This window comes from Acinetobacter lwoffii, from assembly GCF_024129735.1.
GTDB classification, from domain to species: Bacteria; Pseudomonadota; Gammaproteobacteria; order Pseudomonadales; family Moraxellaceae; genus Acinetobacter; species Acinetobacter lwoffii_H.
Map to the genome: position 1 here is coordinate 1 of NZ_JAMXXK010000032.1, position 16,535 is coordinate 16,535.

The following is a 16,535-nucleotide window of genomic DNA, read 5'->3' on the forward strand; positions in this document are numbered from 1 at the left end:
GCTGGACACTTGATTTCTAGAGTTATTCGCATTTCTCTATTTTATCAAAATCCAACCTGCTTTTTTTCAGCATACTTTTTGAAACACCACCGGATAAGCATGTTCAGCCTTGTCGTATTTACGTGAAATAGGACGCAAAACATTGAGGGCAACTTCATGTGCTTGATCAATTAAAAGCTTAAATTTTTTTGGAGTTTGTAGATTCATCATTGTTCTTCTTTATGTTCTGATCAGGTATGCAAGCCAGAATGGAGAATGGCAGTGGCTCTCAAGTCTCTATACCAGCGTTCTACCGGATGTTCTTTGGTAAAGCCATGACCACCTAAAATCTGTACACCATCGGTGCCTATTTTCATGGATTTTTCTGCGCAGAGCAGACGCGCTATATAAGCCTCACGATGGAAAGCTTGACCGGATTCAGCCAGACTGGCGGCATTCAAGATCAACATTTGCATCGCATCAATTTCAATGGCCATATCGGCAATCATAAAGGCGACACTCTGACGATGGGAAATCGGTTCACCAAAAGCGATACGTTCATTGGCATATTGCACACAGTATTTTTTGACTGCTTCACAGGTGCCCACCGCCATCGCACACCACATCAAATTGCCCAAATCTACGAATGCACGATAATCAAAATCTTCATCACCCAGACGATATGCCGGAGTATTTTCAAATTTTAGCGTGACTGTTTCAGTGGCCTTTAAACCCATAGCCGGCGATTTTTTCGCAGTGATGGTACTGTCGCGTTGCACCACAAAGACCTCAGCTCTGCCATCCAGATCAGCACTGACCAGGTATAGATCGGCACTTTCTCCCAAGAGCACCAAGGTCTTTTGACCTCGAATCAGATAATGTCCCTGATGTGCAACAGCCTTGGTTCTAAGTTGCTCCGGGTTAAACGCTGCTGTTTCTTCCTGTACTGCAAAGGTGGCCTTTAACTCAGGATTTTCTGCGAAAGCGCCCAGATATTCTGACTGAATCTGCTCTGAGCCCCAGCGGGTAATGGCATTAATGACACTAAAAGTCGAAAGTAAGCCAGCCGTCAGACTGAAATCACCCTGAGCCAAATGTTGAGCGATTAAAATATTGCTAACTATATTCTGTTCCGATGCAACGCCCCCCAATGCTTCAGGCAGGGCATAGAAATTCAAACCTAAATCAGTGCTGTATTGCCAGAGTTCATGGGGAAATAATTCATGCTGATCTGCATCATGCGCCAAGGGATACAGCACCTCTTGGGCAAATTGCTGCATGGCATCACAGGTCATTTGCTGTTCTTCAGTCAGGTTTAGATCAAATAAGGATTTAGACTGATGCGGCAGACGCTGTTTTTGAATCTTCTGGCCAGATTTCACGATTTTCTGGGTTTGACTCAGGGTTTTGAATCCTACTTTTGAACTTTGATAAAGTGATTTTTCTACAAATTTCCGCAGCTTTAACTGGTCTAATACTTCGCTACCCGCGATTTTGGTCAGTATGGACAAGCCAAATCCTTGGGCTTTATTCACCATATTATTCATTCTGATTATCCTAAAGGTGTTGTCACGTTATTTTTTTTAATACTGACATGCACTCAGAGATAAAACCATGTCATCCCTGACACGAATGATTGACAATTTTTAGGTTTCGGGGATTGAAGAAATGGAGGAATAAATTAATGAAAAATAAAAGAAAGATAAAAATATAAAAAATCGAATATGTCTAAAAATTGACCCGAATGACAAAATCATCCGGGTCTTTTTAATGCAGATTTTATTTTAAGAGAGATGATGTCTAATCATGGCACGCACATTGGTTTTGGCATCAATCACGGTCATAAAGGTATAGGCACCAATAAATTTACGGCTAATAAACATAAATTCTTTGGGTGGAACACTGAAATAACGTGAAGCCATAGATCTCGATGCCTGTTGCATCACACGGCTATGCAGCTGGCTTTTTTTCCAGTCATAGCGATTATGTTCATCCATGATGCCAGCTGGCAATTCTTGATTATTTAGCGGTGAACTAAACGCTTCGGTGGCCAGTAAAAAGACTTTGGCCATATCCGGTTTGATGCTTTGCGGAATCGAATCAAAAAACTCATAACCAGTCATCGCCTTGACCATCATATCCGAGTCATGATGATAGCCTGCCTGGATCAGGTTACGCGCAACACTGAGCAGATGCTGGTCAAACTGGCGGATCGCGCCAAAGTCGAGCAGAATGATCTTGTCGTGCACATCTGCGCCATTGCCCAGACGAACCAGATAATTACCAAAGTTCGGATCGGTTTGCATCTCGCCCCATTCGAAGATTTCACGCACTGCAATTTCCAGAGACGCTTCACCTAACAGGTTGCGGCGTTCTTGGGGCAGGGATAACATTACCGGGCTATTGATCGGCACACCACGTTCAAAAGTCATGCATAGCACACGATCTGAGCAATATTCATTAATAATGGTTGGGACGATATAACGAGGATCATCTTTTAAACGCGCCGCAAAACGACGCGTGGTATCTGCTTCAATCTGATAATTTACTTCACGGTGCATCATCTCACGGACTTCATCGAACCACTGGTCGAATTCGCGGGTCTGCGGCACGATGCGAGTCAATTTCAGCATGTTTTTAAACAGGCTCATATCGGAATCAATCGCTTCTGCCACACCCGGATACTGAATTTTTAACACCAGTTCCATGCCATCAGATTTTCGGGTAGCGCGATGTACCTGTGCCAAAGAAGCTGTGCCCAAAGGTTCATGATCAATGGTGAGATCGTCGAGTTTTGAACCGAGTTGTTGCTGTAACTGGGTCTTGATGGCTGGCCATGCCAATGCCACCGTCTGATTGTTCAGGGTATTTAGAGCTTGAGTGACTTCTTCTGGGAGAAAATGCTCACCATACAGTGCCATCATCTGGCCAATTTTAACGATAGAACCTTTTAGCTTGCCAATTTCTGCCACCAGATAATCAGCCTGTTCTTTCATGGCTTTTTTACGTTTCTTTTCTTTTTCTTCTTCGCTTGAGAATATGGAGCTTGCACTAGAAGCCGCCCAACGCGTGCCTGCCAGCAAGGATGCCTTTGCGATCGATAAGCGTCGATCCATAGAGGAGGTTTTCAGTTGTTTAAGCTTATCGTTCTGATCTGACATGTAAACTCGATCCTTTCATCATCAGCATGAAGCAGAATAAATCATTGTAAGGGATAGTAGCGTTTCTGCACGTATTAAAAAAGTTTAAGCCGCTGAATTCATAGTAAAAGCTAGGCAAGCTTTCATTTATTCACCAACTTGTATCAGTTTAGACAGGGCATTATGCCATTTGAAATTGGATTTTTAATTCGGATCGTTGTTGTAACTGTTGTTTATTTGTTTGAATATGTTGATGAATCAGGCGCTGTACGCTGTCATGCATGAAGCCCAAAGCATAGCCTTTTACAATCACAATACTTGGCAAGCCAAAAAACAGATATTTAGCATCGTCCAATGTCGCATCGGTAAATACGCCATGTTGCACTAAGGTCGACTGCAAAAATACCTTTTCTTGCTGCACCTGACTGGAGGCTTTATCATTCCAGTAATTCTGGCGCATCGCCATAAGATTATTGTGCTTATAGCTCATAGATCTGGGCTCATTTGAAGATTGAATGCGGATTATATGTGGGTCATGTGCCAATTTTCAATTGTGCAACTGTTTAATCTTTCATTCCGAGAAAGGCATAGGATTTTTGTCTGGACTGCGTTAATATCAGTGGATAATTTAAACAATATTGATTGTTAAACATTTATTGGGATTGTACCGGTTTCGGTCAAGGGGAAGTTATGCGTCTTGCATGGTTTTTAGTTGCAATTTTTGCGGGTACTTCGGTTCAGACACAAGCTGCTGTTGGGTATTCTAAGGAATATACACAGTGCATGAATTTTAGTTATGGTAATACACCCAAAGCTGAAAAATGCTTGGAAAAAGAGCTGAAAGTTCATAATAAACGTTTGAAGAAAAACTATAAAACTTATTTTAAATTGAATCCGAATCAGACTGCAGTTATCCGCAGTCAGCATGTATTGTGGGAACGTAAACTGTCCCAGCAATGTAACTTTAGAATGTCAGGAAAATATGCCAAGCAGCAGCAAGGTCAATGTATGCTGGCTTTGATTATGGATCAGGCCAATCTTTATCAATCCCGCTCTTATGCGTCCGGGTTCCGATAAATCATCATAGTATTAGCATCGACATTTAACAGAAACATCCCTGAATAAAGTAAACATTTATCTGAATAATCGCTCACAAAAACAGGAGTTTTATAATTTTTGTGGGCGTAGAGAATTCGTGTTTTTCCTGCTTTTAGCATTATAAAAGCAGGCAAAACAAGGTATCATAAGGCGTTTAAAAAAATGACCTTGGAGACGCCTTAAGTGGATCGACCGACTATTAGCCCTGAACACATGCAGGAAGCCGCTGAAAATTTAACCACCATTCGTGATTTTATTCGTTTTGGGGTTACAGCATTACGTCAATACGATGCACATTTGGGCCAAGGCACAGAAGATTATTTTGCTGAAAGTTCAGCCTTGGTCTTACAAACCCTGTCTCTAGAGTGGAAAGCGGACGCTGAGATTCTAGATGCCAAATTATTACCAAGTGAAAAAGCCGAATTTTTAAGTCTGCTGGAACGCCGTATTAATGAAAAAGTACCGACTTCATATTTATTGAACCTGGCTTACTTTGACGGCAAACCCTACTATGTTGATGAGCGTGTGCTGATTCCACGTTCACCGATTGCTGAACTGATTCAAAACCGTTTCGCCCCGTATTGCCTGGGCGAACATGGTCAAATGGGTGAAGCGGTGAATAACTTGCCGGAAAACCCGAATCCGAAGACACCACAACGCATTCTAGATATGTGTACCGGTTCCGGCTGTATCGCAATTGCCTTGGCTTATGCTTTCCCTGAAGCGGAAGTAGATGCCACCGATATTTCTAAAGAAGCATTGGAAGTTGCGCAAATCAATACTGAGCATCATGACAAGCAATATCAGATCGCATTACTTGAATCGGATTTGTTCGAAAAAATTCCAGCCGAAAATCAATACGATTTAATCGTATCTAATCCGCCGTATGTCGATGCGGAAGATATGGCTGATTTGCCTGAGGAATTCCATCATGAGCCTGAACTTGCGCTTGCTGCAGGTCAGGATGGTCTGGATCTGGTGCGTAAAATGCTGGCTCAAGCTGCAGATTATCTGACTGAGAATGGCCTGATCGTGATTGAAGTGGGTAACTCAGAATGGGCAATGCGCCAAAACTTTAATTCAGTCGATTTCTACTGGTTACAATTCCAGAAAGGTGGTACTGGTATCTTTGCATTGACTGCAGAGCAATGCCGTACTTACCGCGATTTATTTATTCAGTCTATTCAAGCATAAGGAGTCGTTTGACATGGCAGGTAATAGTATAGGGCAACTGTTCCGTGTAACGACTTGTGGTGAATCTCACGGTGTTGGCCTGATGGCCATCATCGATGGGGTTCCACCCGGCATTGAGCTGACTGAAGCTGATTTGCAAAAGGATCTGGACCGCCGTAAGCCGGGTACATCGAAATTTGCAACCCAGCGTAAAGAACCAGATGAAGTAGAAATTATTTCCGGTGTGTTTGAGGGTAAAACCACCGGTACTTCAATTGGTTTGTTAATTCGTAATACGGATCAAAAATCGAAAGACTACGGCAATATTGCGCAGACATTCCGACCGGGTCATGCCGACTATACCTATACCCAAAAGTATGGTTTCCGTGATTACCGTGGTGGCGGCCGTTCAAGTGCGCGTGAAACGGCAATGCGTGTTGCAGCGGGTGCCATTGCCAAGAAATTCCTTTTTGAGAAATTTGGCATTGAGATTCGTGGTCATGTAACCCAAATCGGTACAGAAAAAGCAGAAAAACTGGACTGGAATGAAGTTCCAAACAATCCGTTTTTCTGTGGTGACGTGGATGCAGTACCACGTTTTGAAGCGCTGGTCACGTCTTTGCGTGAGCAAGGCACCAGTTGTGGCGCTAAACTCGAGATCATTGCATCTAAAGTACCTGTGGGTTGGGGCGAGCCTGTATTTGACCGTTTAGATGCAGATATTGCCCATGCCATGATGTCGATTAATGCCGTTAAAGGTGTAGAAATCGGTGATGGCTTTGGCGTCGCTGAACAGTTTGGTCATGAAAGCCGTGATGAACTCACCACAGAAGGCTTCCTGGCCAATCATGCTGGCGGTATTCTAGGTGGTATTTCTAGCGGTCAGGACATTCGTGTTGCGATTGCCTTGAAGCCAACTGCGTCTATTACCACGCCGGGTAAAACCATCAATATTGAGCGTGAAGATACTGATGTACTGACCAAAGGCCGTCATGATCCTTGCGTGGGCGTGCGTGCAACCCCGATTGCTGAAGCGATGCTGGCGATTGTGCTCATGGATCATTTCATGCGTCACCGTGCGCAAAATGCCGATGTTGTTGCGCCATTTGCACCGATTGAACCTAAATAATTTGCTTTAACTTTAAAGTGAAATTGTTTTAAAGTCAGACTTCGGTCTGACTTTTTTATTTATAAAATGAATCACTATAAAAATATACGATTGGCAAGCAAGGCTGATATTCAGCAACTTACCATACTGATTAATACAGCTTATCGTACTCTGGATGGATGGACGACTGAGGCAGGAATGATCCAAGGTGATCGTATTCAAGAAAAACAGTTATATGACTTGCTCAATTTAGAAAATTTTCAGCTCTTTGTGTTGGAAATTGATAATAAGCTTCTTGGTTGTATTGGCGTGAGCTTAGGACAGCAAGTAGCAGAGATTGGAAGCTTTGCTGTTGCACCTGCTGAGCAAAACTCGGGTTATGGCAAGCAATTATTGGACTTTGCCGAATCCCATATTTTCGAAATATTTAAGAAGAAAGTGATTCAGATGTCAGTATTAAATGTGCGTACTGAACTGCTGGCATATTATCAGCGCCGTGGCTATCAGCTGACTGAAAAGATTAAAGCATATCCACTGGATCAAAATGTCGGAGAACCGTTGATTCCGTTACATTTGCTGATTTTAGAAAAAATCAGCAAATCAATATGATTAGTTGATGAAAATTCAAGCTTTTTACTGCTTAAATTGAGTAGTGGGAAAGCTCCTGAACATGCTAAGTTTTCTGTTCAGTCTAAGTGACTTAAGATTAGGCAGAAAACAGACCAGGATGTCATATGCTGCATATTATTTTAACTTCTTTATTTCCTCTCATCGGACTGATCAGCTTTGGCTATTTACTTAAGCGCAGGCAATGGTTGAGTGATGATTTTTGGCGAGGCGCAGAAAAGTTAAATTATTATGCACTGTTTCCGGTGATGCTGTTTTTAAATCTGGCCACTGCCAAGATTCAAATGGATGTCATTCAGGATGTAGTGCTTGTCGTATTTAGTATAATGGCTGTGGTCAGTATTGCACTGTATATTTTGCGTCATATTTACCAGATATCTTATGCGCGTTTCGGCGTCTATGTTCAGGGCTTGCTGCGCTTTAATACCTATATTGGCCTTGCTGCTGTTAGTGCCTTATTTCATCAGCAAGGTATGACCATCTTCGCGGTGATCATGGTGCTGTGTATTCCTTTGGTGAATATCTTATCGGTGCTGGCATTTACCCGTAGTCACGATATGCAGCTGAAAAAAATCATCCTGGATTTGTCTAAAAATCCATTAATTTTAGGTTGTGTGGTGGGTGGTTTATTTAATCTTTCCGGTTTGTCACTCTGGACTGGAGCAGAGCAGTTTCTTAAACAGATTGCACTGTGCAGTTTGCCGCTCGGTTTGATGTGTGTGGGAGCAGCCTTACAGTTTCAGGGTTTTCAGCGTGATGTGTTGCCACTCAGCCTGATAACCTTTGGCCGCCTGTTCGGAATGCCGCTGATTGCATTTTTAGTGTGTAAAATTTTCCAGATTGATGCATTAACTACTCAGGTTTTGGTCTTGTTCTTTGCACTTCCTACCGCCTCAGCTTCGTATGTTTTAACCCGGGTATATGGCGGCGATAGCGAGTTAATGGCCAGTATTATCAGTGTACAAACAGTGGTCGCAGCAGTAAGCTTAGTACTGATGCTTTCTTGGCTTATCTAAAATTCTAAAATGGATAAGGAAAACTCTACATTTTGAATTATTAAAATAGCCTAAGCAGAAAAAAGGTTAAATTTTATTTAAGCGCCAAAATTAAATAAGTTCTGGAATTTTATAAAGGGTAGAACTTACTCGTTTTACTTACGGCAGCAAAATCTAAAAATTTAATATCTAGGCAATATCCTCTATCACACATGTATACTGTTAATTAAAAAAAAGAATCATGGATAAATTCACGTGAATTAACATAAATAAAAACTGTGTTTCTCCTAAAAATGGTATATAAATTGCTCATGATAATAAAACATTATTGCAGGAGAGAAATGCTTCTGCATTCGCCGAAGGAGCAAGGTCCCAGGAAACTCTCAGGCAAAAGGACTGTGATAATGGATAAAGACTCTGGAGAGAAGTGTTCAATCACTCACCGAAGGGGAAGGTGGCCGCATTGATGTGCAATGTATCTACCGAAGCTCTCAGGTACACATGACAGATGGGAAAAGACATCAATACAATCAAGGAGGTGTCTATGCGTCATGTCGTGGTGATTGGGGCCGGGATTACTGGAGTAACCACAGCTTATGAGCTGGCATTATCAGGCTATCAAGTGACCGTGGTTGATCGGCATCTATATCCGGCAATGGAAACATCCTTTGCCAATGGCGGCCAGCTTTCTGCCTGTAATGCCGAAGTATGGAACCAGAAAGCCACGGTACTCAAAGGCATCAAATGGATGTCACAAAAAACCGCACCACTTTTGCTCAATCCTTCTTTCAGTATACATAAATACAGCTGGCTCATGGAATTTCTGGGCAATATCAAACATTATGAAGCCAATACCCGAGAAACGGTACGGCTGGCTTTACTGGCAAGAGCACGCTTATTTGAAATTGCCGAAACAGAAAATATTGATTTCGATCTGGAAAAACGCGGCATTTTACATTTTTATCATAACAAGACGGATTATGATGTTGCGATCAAAGTCAATGATCTGTTGTGTAGCGGTGGTCTGGAGCGCAATGCCATTTCCAATGCAGAAATCAAGCAGATCGAACCTGCATTAACTGGCGATTATTATGCAGGATTTTACTGTCAGAGCGATGCCACCGGGGATATTCATAAATTTAGTACCGGTTTGGCCAAAGCCTGTATGCAAAAAGGCGTGAAATTTGAGTTTGGTCAAGATGTTTTTGTTGTTGATCATCAGGCTCAGAATATTCGGGTTAAATGCAAACCTAGTACTGAAAATGTCCATTCCTCTCCAGAGGATGTTCTGGAAATTAATGCAGATGCCATTGTGGTCTGTGCAGGGGTTGGCAGCTATCAATTGGCTGAAATACTTGGTGAACGAGTCAATGTCTATCCAGTCAAAGGCTACTCGATTACCGTGCAACTGAATGATGAGCAGAGCCAGAACAACGCACCTTGGGTCAGTCTGCTAGATGAAAGTGCGAAAATTGTCTTGTCACGCCTAGGCAAGGATCGTTTGCGTGTTGCAGGAACAGCCGAGTTTAATGGCTATAACCGGGATATTCGTGCTGACCGAATTCAACCTTTAATTGACTGGACCAATCGTAATTTTGACCTGTGTACTGAGCATGTCGTGCCGTGGGCGGGTCTACGCCCAATGATGCCAAATATGATGCCTGTGGTACGCCGTGGCAAACATGAGCGGGTCTTTTACAATACCGGGCATGGTCATCTGGGCTGGACTTTATCAGCTGCAACGGCCGCAATGATCAGTCAGGAAATTGCGCAATACTATCCAGCTTAAATTGATAGCCCGCTTGCGGGCTATTTTTTACACCAAAAATCTCATTTTATATGACAATAAATTATAATATTTTGAAAATAAATCAATCATATAGTCGATAAATACCGGTAAAACGTTCACAGCCTTTTTGCTGGCTACTGACCGCTAAAATGGCTTTACTATAATTAAATTCATAGCGGCAGTCATTTTCGTTATCGGTAATCTGGTTTTTTGTCTCAGGCGTAGTATAGGCTAAAAAAGGAATGATCTGCTTCTCAGCCCGGTTATTCGGATTACGATAGGCAAGACCTTCAACCTTGATCCGGTCTTTGGTCAGTTGATGAATCTTGAGATGAACAGGTTGCTTGGCGATTTGTCCCTGTTCAAACTTGATATAATGCTGGGTCAGACTTTGATTCAGCGAAATATAGACATTTAAATCATCTAAACGCCATTCAAACTGCTGTTTTAAACAATCTATGGTTTTGCATTGCTGTAAGCGGGTCGCCCATAGTTGTTGGCTATCTTGCAATAAGCGCACAGGTGCATCAGTAATCAGAAAAGCAGTAAAGTATTGGTCTGTGATTTTTTCACGAGATTCAGCCAACGATGCTGAGCAGACTTTATTCATGGCAGGCGTTTTTTTGCTGTAATCGCTACAGTCCATTGTGATCGCCGAGCTACCCGTAGAAATCATCCCCAGGCCGAGCATCAGGCCAATTATTTTCAACATATTTATATCAGTTTTCAGTAGCATGATCGCTTATACTTTCACTGTGTTACGCTTGGTCTAACTATAGCGAAATAGAAAGCAAGTGTACAAGATTTCAATGGGCTATTTCTAAAGGATGTATAAGGTGATCGCACAAATTCGTATTGGCCAGGGTCTGGATGTGCATGCATTTGAAGAAGGTGATTTTGTCACTTTGGCAGGCATTCAAATTCCGCATACTCAAGGTCTGAAAGCACATTCGGATGGTGATGTGGTGCTGCATGCACTCTGTGATGCTTTGTTGGGTGCATTGGCGCTTGGAGATATTGGCCAGCATTTTCCGGATACAGATCCTGAGTTTAAAGGTGCAGATAGCCGGGTACTACTCAAGGATGTCTATCAGCTGATTCTGGATCGTGGCTATCACCTGAATAATGCCGATATTACCGTGGCCTGTGAACGTCCAAAACTGGCTAAGCACAATCTGACGATGCGTCAAAGTATTGCAGATGTCTTAGATGTTGATGTAACTCAAATCAGTATTAAAGCCACCACTACTGAACAGTTAGGTTTTACCGGTCGTCAGGAAGGCATTATGTCGATGGCAACCGTGTTATTGAGCCACAGTAAATAAAATCAAGCAAAATAATTTGGATTAATCAAGGAAAGTTCCAGTTCCTGCGTTGCTTTACGGCCTTGTAGCTGTAGGGCAACCGCATGCATTAAACCGGTCCAGGTTTCATTCGGTTCCCAGATCTGATGCAAGTGTTCTTGTGCTGTAGGCAAATCCATATCCATATAGTACTGACGATATAAATACATCAGACAGCTGACATGGTAGTTTTGCGAACAATGTACCCAGACCATTTGCTCTTTTACCAGATGATCGATCAGGTCCAGTACCAGCAGACATTGATTGTCTGAAGGGGTTTCCCAGGAAATTGGAACCTGAATATAGTTTAGTCCCAGCTCAAGGCAAATTTTATCTTCATGCGGCAGATACTGTTCGCTATCGGTCAGCGCCACATTGATGACTGTAGATACACCGTATTCTTTCATTAGCTGTAATTGGGCAGTGGTCGGTTGACCGGAGCTAAACAGATGTTCGTGTATGAACTGAAAATTCTCAATCTGGCTTAATGCCGTTTCAATATCATTCATCAGATAAATTTTCCTTGTTCTAGAAATGCAAACGCCATCTTGGCGATGGCGTTTGTCAGATCATTTAACGATTAGGTAAAATGTCTTTCAATGCCTCATGCATGTCGAGTAAGACTTTTTCAGTCGTTTCCCAGTCGATACAGCCATCCGTAACGGATTGACCGTATTCCATATCACTTAGGTTTGCAGGAATGTCCTGACGACCACCCTTAAGATGACTTTCTACCATAATACCAACAATTGACTTGTTTCCATCAAGAATTTGTTCTGAAATGTTTTTAAGTACAAGTGGTTGCAGGTACGGGTCTTTGTTAGAGTTGGCGTGGCTGGCATCAATCATGATCTTGGTGCTGACTTTGGCCTTGGCTAGCGCGGCTTCTGCATCTGCAACCGAGCCTGCATCATAGTTCGGTTTACCATTACCACCACGCAACACCACGTGCGCATATGGGTTACCTGAAGTACGAATGACAGCCACCTGACCTTGATCATTTAGACCGAGGAAGCTATGGCCATGTCTTACCGATTGCATCGCATTGGTCGCGACAGTTAACCCGCCGTCAGTACCATTTTTAAAGCCAACCGGAGAAGAAAGGCCTGAAGACATTTCACGATGCGTCTGGCTTTCTGTGGTACGTGCACCAATCGCTGACCATGAAATCAGGTCTTGGTAATACTGTGGCGAGTTTGGATCAAGTGCTTCAGTCGCACATGGCAAGCCCATTTCATTCAGTTCAAGTAACAACTTGCGACCGATACGCAGACCTTTTTCAATATTGAATGAATCATTCATATCCGGGTCATTGATCAGGCCTTTCCAGCCTACGGTAGTACGTGGTTTTTCAAAATAAACTCGCATCACGATATATAAGCTGTCTTTCACTTTTTCGCTCAGCACTTTCAAGCGTTCAGCATATTCATGTGCCGCCGCCGGATCATGAATAGAACAAGGGCCAATTACCACGAACAGGCGTTTGTCTTCACCATCCAGAATTTTACGAATCGTTTCACGACCATGCAGTACGGTTTGATAAGCAGTTTCAGTCAACGGTAACTCTGCTTTAAGCTCGGCAGGGGTTACAAGAGGAATCATGCTGTGGATATTCACGTCATCAATATCTGATGCTGAAATAGGATTTGACTGTTGTGTATTCATTGCCGTCACTGGTTCGATCATACAAAAGGTTGTTTAATAGCCCGAATATAACATGAATGATGCGTCACTTTGTTATAAAAAAGATGAATACTTCTTTGAAAAAAAAGTGATGAATCGGATAGTTAACTTAAACGGATGGGGAATTTGGGCTCACAATTATCATTGCTGTTTCAGCAGGTTGAGCCGGTTTTGATTTCACAGGATTAATTATGAAATTCACGCCCAGCGCAAATAGGGTAATACCTAAAATTTTGCGGATCAGTTTTTCCGGCATACGTGAGCTGAGTAAAGTGCCGACAATAATCGCTGGAATAGAACCCACCAATAACCACATGAGCAGCATGAAATCGACGTTGCCTGAAGACATATGACCCAGCCCTGCAACCAGTGTCAGTACCACTGCATGCACCACGTCAGAGCCAATGATACGAATCATTGGAAGATTCGGGAACATGACCACAAGTGCCATGATACCAAATGCACCAGCTCCCACTGAAGAGAGCGTGACAAATATACCCAAGATAATGCCCATGATAATAATGGCTACACGCTTTTCTTTGGCTTGCAGCTTCACTTTTTCCAGATCCTGCGTCATATCCGGCAGTTCTTGTTTTCTGTATTTATTGAAAAGATTTTCGATCTGGGTGCGAAACAGAATAGATAAGCCGGTAATGGTCAGCATAAAGCCCAATACCATGGTCAGGACGGCCTTGTAATGCGTTGATTGGCTCAGATAGTTATCAAGAACCCAATGCGTTGCAAAAGATGCGGGAATACTGCCAACGGCCAGCCAGATCACAATCGGCCAGACAATATTCATTTTCTTGGCATGCACAAACGAGCCACAGAATTTTGAAATCGCGGCATAGAGCAGGTCAGTACCAATTGCGATATGCGGTTCAATCCGGAATAAACTGATAAGAATGGGCGTCATCAATGAACCACCACCCACACCAGTGACACCTACACAAAAACCTACCAGAATGCCTGCTAAAATAAATTCAATCGGACCAAACATGCATATATGCCAAAATCAAAAAACGAGCATATCTTATGACTTTTGGATATAAGTCGTTGTCTTGATTATTGATTTACTTATGCATAAAAAAGATAAAGCTAGATGAAGAATATTAGGTGATCTTTCATATTTATTCGCTGGGTTATGTATAAAGTGCGAATATGATGATTAATTTCAACTGTCCGATTTGCCTCATTTCTGTCTAATTGAATTTACCTGTAAATGTCGATTTAATTCTTGCTATGCAAGTTCGATCATTGACTAAGTCATTCTAAACGGTGGGTTTCTTAAAATGAGAAGATACTTAAGCTTCTTCCGGAATAGCCACAGGATTATGTTAGAATCCCGATTCAATAAATTTCCATGCGGATCTGAGAGGAAACCCACTTGCTAAATCGAAAACTTAAAATTGGAATCGTGGTCGGTGAAGTCTCTGGAGATACGCTTGGCGCAACATTGATTCGCCGTTTTCGTGAGCAAGGCATTGATGCTGAATTTGAAGGTATCGGTGGTCCACAAATGATCGCGGAAGGCTTTAAAAGCTATTATCCGATGGATATTTTATCGGTGATGGGCATTGTCGAAGTTTTAAAAGATATTAAAAAACTGTTTGCTGTTCGTGATGGTCTGGTGGAAACTTGGACTAAAGATCCGGTCGATATTTTTATCGGGATTGATGCGCCTGATTTTAACCTGCGTTTGTCAAAAACCATTAAACAAAAACAGTTACCGATTAAAACGGTGCAATACGTCAGTCCTTCGGTCTGGGCATGGCGTCAAGGTCGTGTGCATGGGATTAAAGCCAGTATTGATCTGGTGCTCTGCCTGTTTCCATTTGAAAAAGCCTTTTTCAAGCAATGGGATGTGCTAGCAGCTTTTGTTGGACATCCATTGGCCAGTCAGTTGCCGCTTGAAAATCCAATTCTGGCAGCTAAGACAGAATTAGGCTTGGATCCAAGTCAGAAATATATTGCCTTATTGCCGGGCAGCCGTCGTGGTGAAATTGAACGTTTGGGGCCTTTGGTTCTGGATGCAGCCAATATTCTGCATCAAAAATATCCAGATTATACCTTTCTGATTCCTGCGATTAATGATGCACGCAAGCAGCAAATCGAAAGTTTACTGGCCACTTATCCTGAGAGCTTAAAAACCCAAATTCGCTTGATGGAAAATACCAGCGCTGAATCCAAAATTGGCCGTCAGGTCATGAATGCATCCAATATTATTGCACTGGCGTCTGGAACTGCAACGCTTGAAGCGATGTTGCTGCACCGTCCGATGGTGACTTTTTATAAATTGCACTGGCTGACCTATCGAATTGCCAAATTACTGGTAAAAATCCCATATTTTTCATTACCAAATATAATTGCTGGCAAAAAAGTGATTCAAGAACTCATCCAATCCGCTGCTACACCTGAAAATCTGGCAGCTGAAATTGAAAAACTGATGGATATTGAAGCAGCGCAGATTCAGGTTATGCAGCATATCACCATGCACAAGCAGCTACTTTCTGGCAATAGCGAAGACCCGGTCAAAGCAGTGTTGGCATTAGTCCAGTAATTTTAGTCTGGTAATAAAGATTGATTTTTCTGACAATGCAGCCGGTATTGGGTCGGCGTCAGTTCAAACTGTTTTTTAAAACTTTGACTAAACGCCGTCTCGGATGAATAACCAACCAGATAAGCGATCTGCTGGATACCAAATCCACTATTTCTCAAATATTGCGCTGCCAGACGCAGGCGGTGCTGTTGCAGATAGGCAAGGGGCGGCTCACCGACAATCTGGGTAAACAACTGGGCGAATTTAGAACGTGACATATGACATTGTTCGGCCAGACTTTCCACAGTCCAAGACTGCTCAGGTTTGCCATGAATCGCCGTCAGTGAATTGGATAATTCCGGATGCGAAAGAGCATTCAGCCAGCTCGAGGCATTTTCCAGGTTTAAAATATAATCTCGCACGCATTCAATCAGTAAAATACTGACCAGATGATCCAGAATTTTGTCACGTCCGGGACGAAGCTGCTGGGTTTCCAGTGCAAGAAATTGCAAGCCGACCTGTAACCATTCCGGTGCGGTATCACCCAGAATATGTTGAATATGCAGGTATTTAGGTAATGCACTCAAAAGAGGTTTGGCCATCTGGATATCCAAGCTAGAACGAATAGCCAGTATGAAACTATGCTCCGCCGAATTTTCCCGATTGAGATCAATACATTGCTGTATATTGCTCTGAAAATAAGGATTAATCGCATGGTGCTCAGAAAAATCGGCATTGTCTGGGCAGGAAACATGATGGGCAGAACCTGCAGGTAATAGCACCAGATCACCTTGCTGCAGCTCCAGCCGATCACCATTTATGAACTTTAATTGGGCCTGTCCCTGTAACAGGATATAGGCCAGCATAAAAGGCTCATGCTGATAATCAAAGCCGCCTGGATGAAATACATTCAGATAAAGATATTCCGATTTTTCCAGATGAATATCATCAAAAATTTTACTTAAAGCATCCATGCCTAACTCTATTCTTCTGTTTTATTTCATTGAATTGACTATAAATATTTTAACTTTGTGATTATAGGCCAGAATTTGGCAGCATGT

16 protein-coding genes, 1 pseudogene and 1 riboswitch are annotated in these 16,535 nt (G+C 42.5%); of the genes and pseudogenes, 8 read left to right on the plus strand and 9 right to left on the minus strand.

Annotation, left to right across the window (positions count from 1 at the left end):
* Positions 1–90: 90 nt before the first annotated feature.
* The 4 genes and pseudogenes from NI469_RS10095 to NI469_RS10110 form a co-directional block, all read right to left on the minus strand.
* Positions 91–207: pseudogene (locus tag NI469_RS10095) on the minus strand (acyl-CoA dehydrogenase family protein); the annotation flags it as partial.
* 23 nt (positions 208–230) lie between these two features.
* Positions 231–1,517 (minus strand): acyl-CoA dehydrogenase family protein, encoded by a 1,287-nt coding sequence (locus tag NI469_RS10100; protein ID WP_253175080.1) that lies wholly within the window; start codon positions 1,515–1,517, stop codon positions 231–233.
* A gap of 246 nt (positions 1,518–1,763) precedes the next feature.
* Positions 1,764–3,140: an ABC1 kinase family protein gene (locus NI469_RS10105; protein ID WP_243474989.1), complete on the minus strand. Its 1,377-nt coding sequence runs from the start codon at positions 3,138–3,140 to the stop codon at positions 1,764–1,766.
* A 160-nt stretch (positions 3,141–3,300) separates the two neighbouring features.
* On the minus strand, positions 3,301–3,609 hold the full coding sequence (locus NI469_RS10110) for a hypothetical protein (protein WP_004731213.1): 309 nt from the start codon (positions 3,607–3,609) through the stop codon (positions 3,301–3,303).
* Positions 3,610–3,809: 200 nt separating this feature from the next.
* On the opposite strand from NI469_RS10110, the gene NI469_RS10115 reads away from it, so the two are divergent.
* The 6 genes from NI469_RS10115 to NI469_RS10140 all read left to right on the plus strand — a co-directional run bounded on the left by NI469_RS10115 (position 3,810) and on the right by NI469_RS10140 (position 9,909).
* Complete coding sequence (locus NI469_RS10115) at positions 3,810–4,196, plus strand: hypothetical protein (RefSeq protein ID WP_039902247.1); 387 nt, start codon at positions 3,810–3,812, stop codon at positions 4,194–4,196.
* Positions 4,197–4,400: 204 nt separating this feature from the next.
* Complete coding sequence (gene prmB / locus NI469_RS10120) at positions 4,401–5,411, plus strand: 50S ribosomal protein L3 N(5)-glutamine methyltransferase (protein ID WP_044108320.1); 1,011 nt, start codon at positions 4,401–4,403, stop codon at positions 5,409–5,411.
* Between the two features lie 13 nt (positions 5,412–5,424).
* Positions 5,425–6,519 (plus strand): chorismate synthase, encoded by a 1,095-nt coding sequence (gene aroC, locus NI469_RS10125; RefSeq protein ID WP_004280471.1) that lies wholly within the window; start codon positions 5,425–5,427, stop codon positions 6,517–6,519.
* A gap of 66 nt (positions 6,520–6,585) precedes the next feature.
* Positions 6,586–7,107 (plus strand): GNAT family N-acetyltransferase, encoded by a 522-nt coding sequence (locus tag NI469_RS10130; protein WP_338149855.1) that lies wholly within the window; start codon positions 6,586–6,588, stop codon positions 7,105–7,107.
* A 125-nt stretch (positions 7,108–7,232) separates the two neighbouring features.
* Positions 7,233–8,141, plus strand: a complete 909-nt coding sequence (locus NI469_RS10135) for an AEC family transporter (RefSeq protein WP_253175053.1) — start codon at positions 7,233–7,235, stop codon at positions 8,139–8,141.
* A gap of 300 nt (positions 8,142–8,441) precedes the next feature.
* Positions 8,442–8,529, plus strand: a riboswitch (glycine riboswitch).
* Between the two features lie 135 nt (positions 8,530–8,664).
* The gene (locus NI469_RS10140) at positions 8,665–9,909 is read left to right on the plus strand and encodes a D-amino acid dehydrogenase (protein ID WP_005246134.1); all 1,245 of its coding nucleotides are present in this window, start codon (positions 8,665–8,667) and stop codon (positions 9,907–9,909) included.
* 82 nt (positions 9,910–9,991) lie between these two features.
* On the opposite strand, the gene NI469_RS10145 is transcribed toward NI469_RS10140, so the two are convergent.
* Positions 9,992–10,645 (minus strand): A1S_1983 family putative colistin resistance protein, encoded by a 654-nt coding sequence (locus NI469_RS10145; RefSeq protein ID WP_004731201.1) that lies wholly within the window; start codon positions 10,643–10,645, stop codon positions 9,992–9,994.
* A 100-nt stretch (positions 10,646–10,745) separates the two neighbouring features.
* On the opposite strand from NI469_RS10145, the gene ispF reads away from it, so the two are divergent.
* Entirely contained in the window at positions 10,746–11,234 is a 489-nt protein-coding gene (ispF, locus tag NI469_RS10150) for a 2-C-methyl-D-erythritol 2,4-cyclodiphosphate synthase (protein WP_253175055.1), read from the plus strand.
* Positions 11,235–11,236: 2 nt separating this feature from the next.
* Here ispF and NI469_RS10155 read toward each other — a convergent pair whose 3' ends face one another.
* The 3 genes from NI469_RS10155 to NI469_RS10165 all read right to left on the minus strand — a co-directional run bounded on the left by NI469_RS10155 (position 11,237) and on the right by NI469_RS10165 (position 13,935).
* The gene (locus NI469_RS10155) at positions 11,237–11,761 is read right to left on the minus strand and encodes a protein tyrosine phosphatase family protein (RefSeq protein ID WP_224216612.1); all 525 of its coding nucleotides are present in this window, start codon (positions 11,759–11,761) and stop codon (positions 11,237–11,239) included.
* A gap of 64 nt (positions 11,762–11,825) precedes the next feature.
* On the minus strand, positions 11,826–12,917 hold the full coding sequence (locus NI469_RS10160) for a 3-deoxy-7-phosphoheptulonate synthase (RefSeq protein ID WP_253175057.1): 1,092 nt from the start codon (positions 12,915–12,917) through the stop codon (positions 11,826–11,828).
* A 127-nt stretch (positions 12,918–13,044) separates the two neighbouring features.
* Positions 13,045–13,935 (minus strand): sulfite exporter TauE/SafE family protein, encoded by an 891-nt coding sequence (locus tag NI469_RS10165; protein ID WP_253175059.1) that lies wholly within the window; start codon positions 13,933–13,935, stop codon positions 13,045–13,047.
* Positions 13,936–14,322: 387 nt separating this feature from the next.
* Between NI469_RS10165 and lpxB the strand changes: the two genes are divergently transcribed.
* Positions 14,323–15,495: a lipid-A-disaccharide synthase gene (lpxB, locus tag NI469_RS10170; protein ID WP_253175061.1), complete on the plus strand. Its 1,173-nt coding sequence runs from the start codon at positions 14,323–14,325 to the stop codon at positions 15,493–15,495.
* 2 nt (positions 15,496–15,497) lie between these two features.
* On the opposite strand, the gene NI469_RS10175 is transcribed toward lpxB, so the two are convergent.
* On the minus strand, positions 15,498–16,448 hold the full coding sequence (locus NI469_RS10175; protein ID WP_253175066.1) for an AraC family transcriptional regulator: 951 nt from the start codon (positions 16,446–16,448) through the stop codon (positions 15,498–15,500).
* Between the last annotated feature and the right edge of the window lie 87 nt (positions 16,449–16,535).

Excerpts from the sequence above, each read along its gene's own strand:
- NI469_RS10100 (WP_253175080.1), bottom strand. The coding sequence starts at position 1,517 with ATGGTGAATAAAGCCCAAGGATTTGGCTTGTCCATACTGACCAAAATC.
- NI469_RS10105 (WP_243474989.1), bottom strand. The coding sequence starts at position 3,140 with ATGTCAGATCAGAACGATAAGCTTAAACAACTGAAAACCTCCTCTATG.
- NI469_RS10110 (WP_004731213.1), bottom strand. The coding sequence starts at position 3,609 with ATGAGCTATAAGCACAATAATCTTATGGCGATGCGCCAGAATTACTGG.
- NI469_RS10115 (WP_039902247.1), top strand. The coding sequence starts at position 3,810 with ATGCGTCTTGCATGGTTTTTAGTTGCAATTTTTGCGGGTACTTCGGTT.
- aroC (WP_004280471.1), top strand. The coding sequence starts at position 5,425 with ATGGCAGGTAATAGTATAGGGCAACTGTTCCGTGTAACGACTTGTGGT.
- NI469_RS10130 (WP_338149855.1), top strand. The coding sequence starts at position 6,586 with ATGAATCACTATAAAAATATACGATTGGCAAGCAAGGCTGATATTCAG.
- NI469_RS10135 (WP_253175053.1), top strand. The coding sequence starts at position 7,233 with ATGCTGCATATTATTTTAACTTCTTTATTTCCTCTCATCGGACTGATC.
- NI469_RS10140 (WP_005246134.1), top strand. The coding sequence starts at position 8,665 with ATGCGTCATGTCGTGGTGATTGGGGCCGGGATTACTGGAGTAACCACA.
- NI469_RS10145 (WP_004731201.1), bottom strand. The coding sequence starts at position 10,645 with ATGCTACTGAAAACTGATATAAATATGTTGAAAATAATTGGCCTGATG.
- NI469_RS10155 (WP_224216612.1), bottom strand. The coding sequence starts at position 11,761 with ATGAATGATATTGAAACGGCATTAAGCCAGATTGAGAATTTTCAGTTC.
- NI469_RS10160 (WP_253175057.1), bottom strand. The coding sequence starts at position 12,917 with ATGAATACACAACAGTCAAATCCTATTTCAGCATCAGATATTGATGAC.
- NI469_RS10165 (WP_253175059.1), bottom strand. The coding sequence starts at position 13,935 with ATGTTTGGTCCGATTGAATTTATTTTAGCAGGCATTCTGGTAGGTTTT.
- NI469_RS10175 (WP_253175066.1), bottom strand. The coding sequence starts at position 16,448 with ATGGATGCTTTAAGTAAAATTTTTGATGATATTCATCTGGAAAAATCG.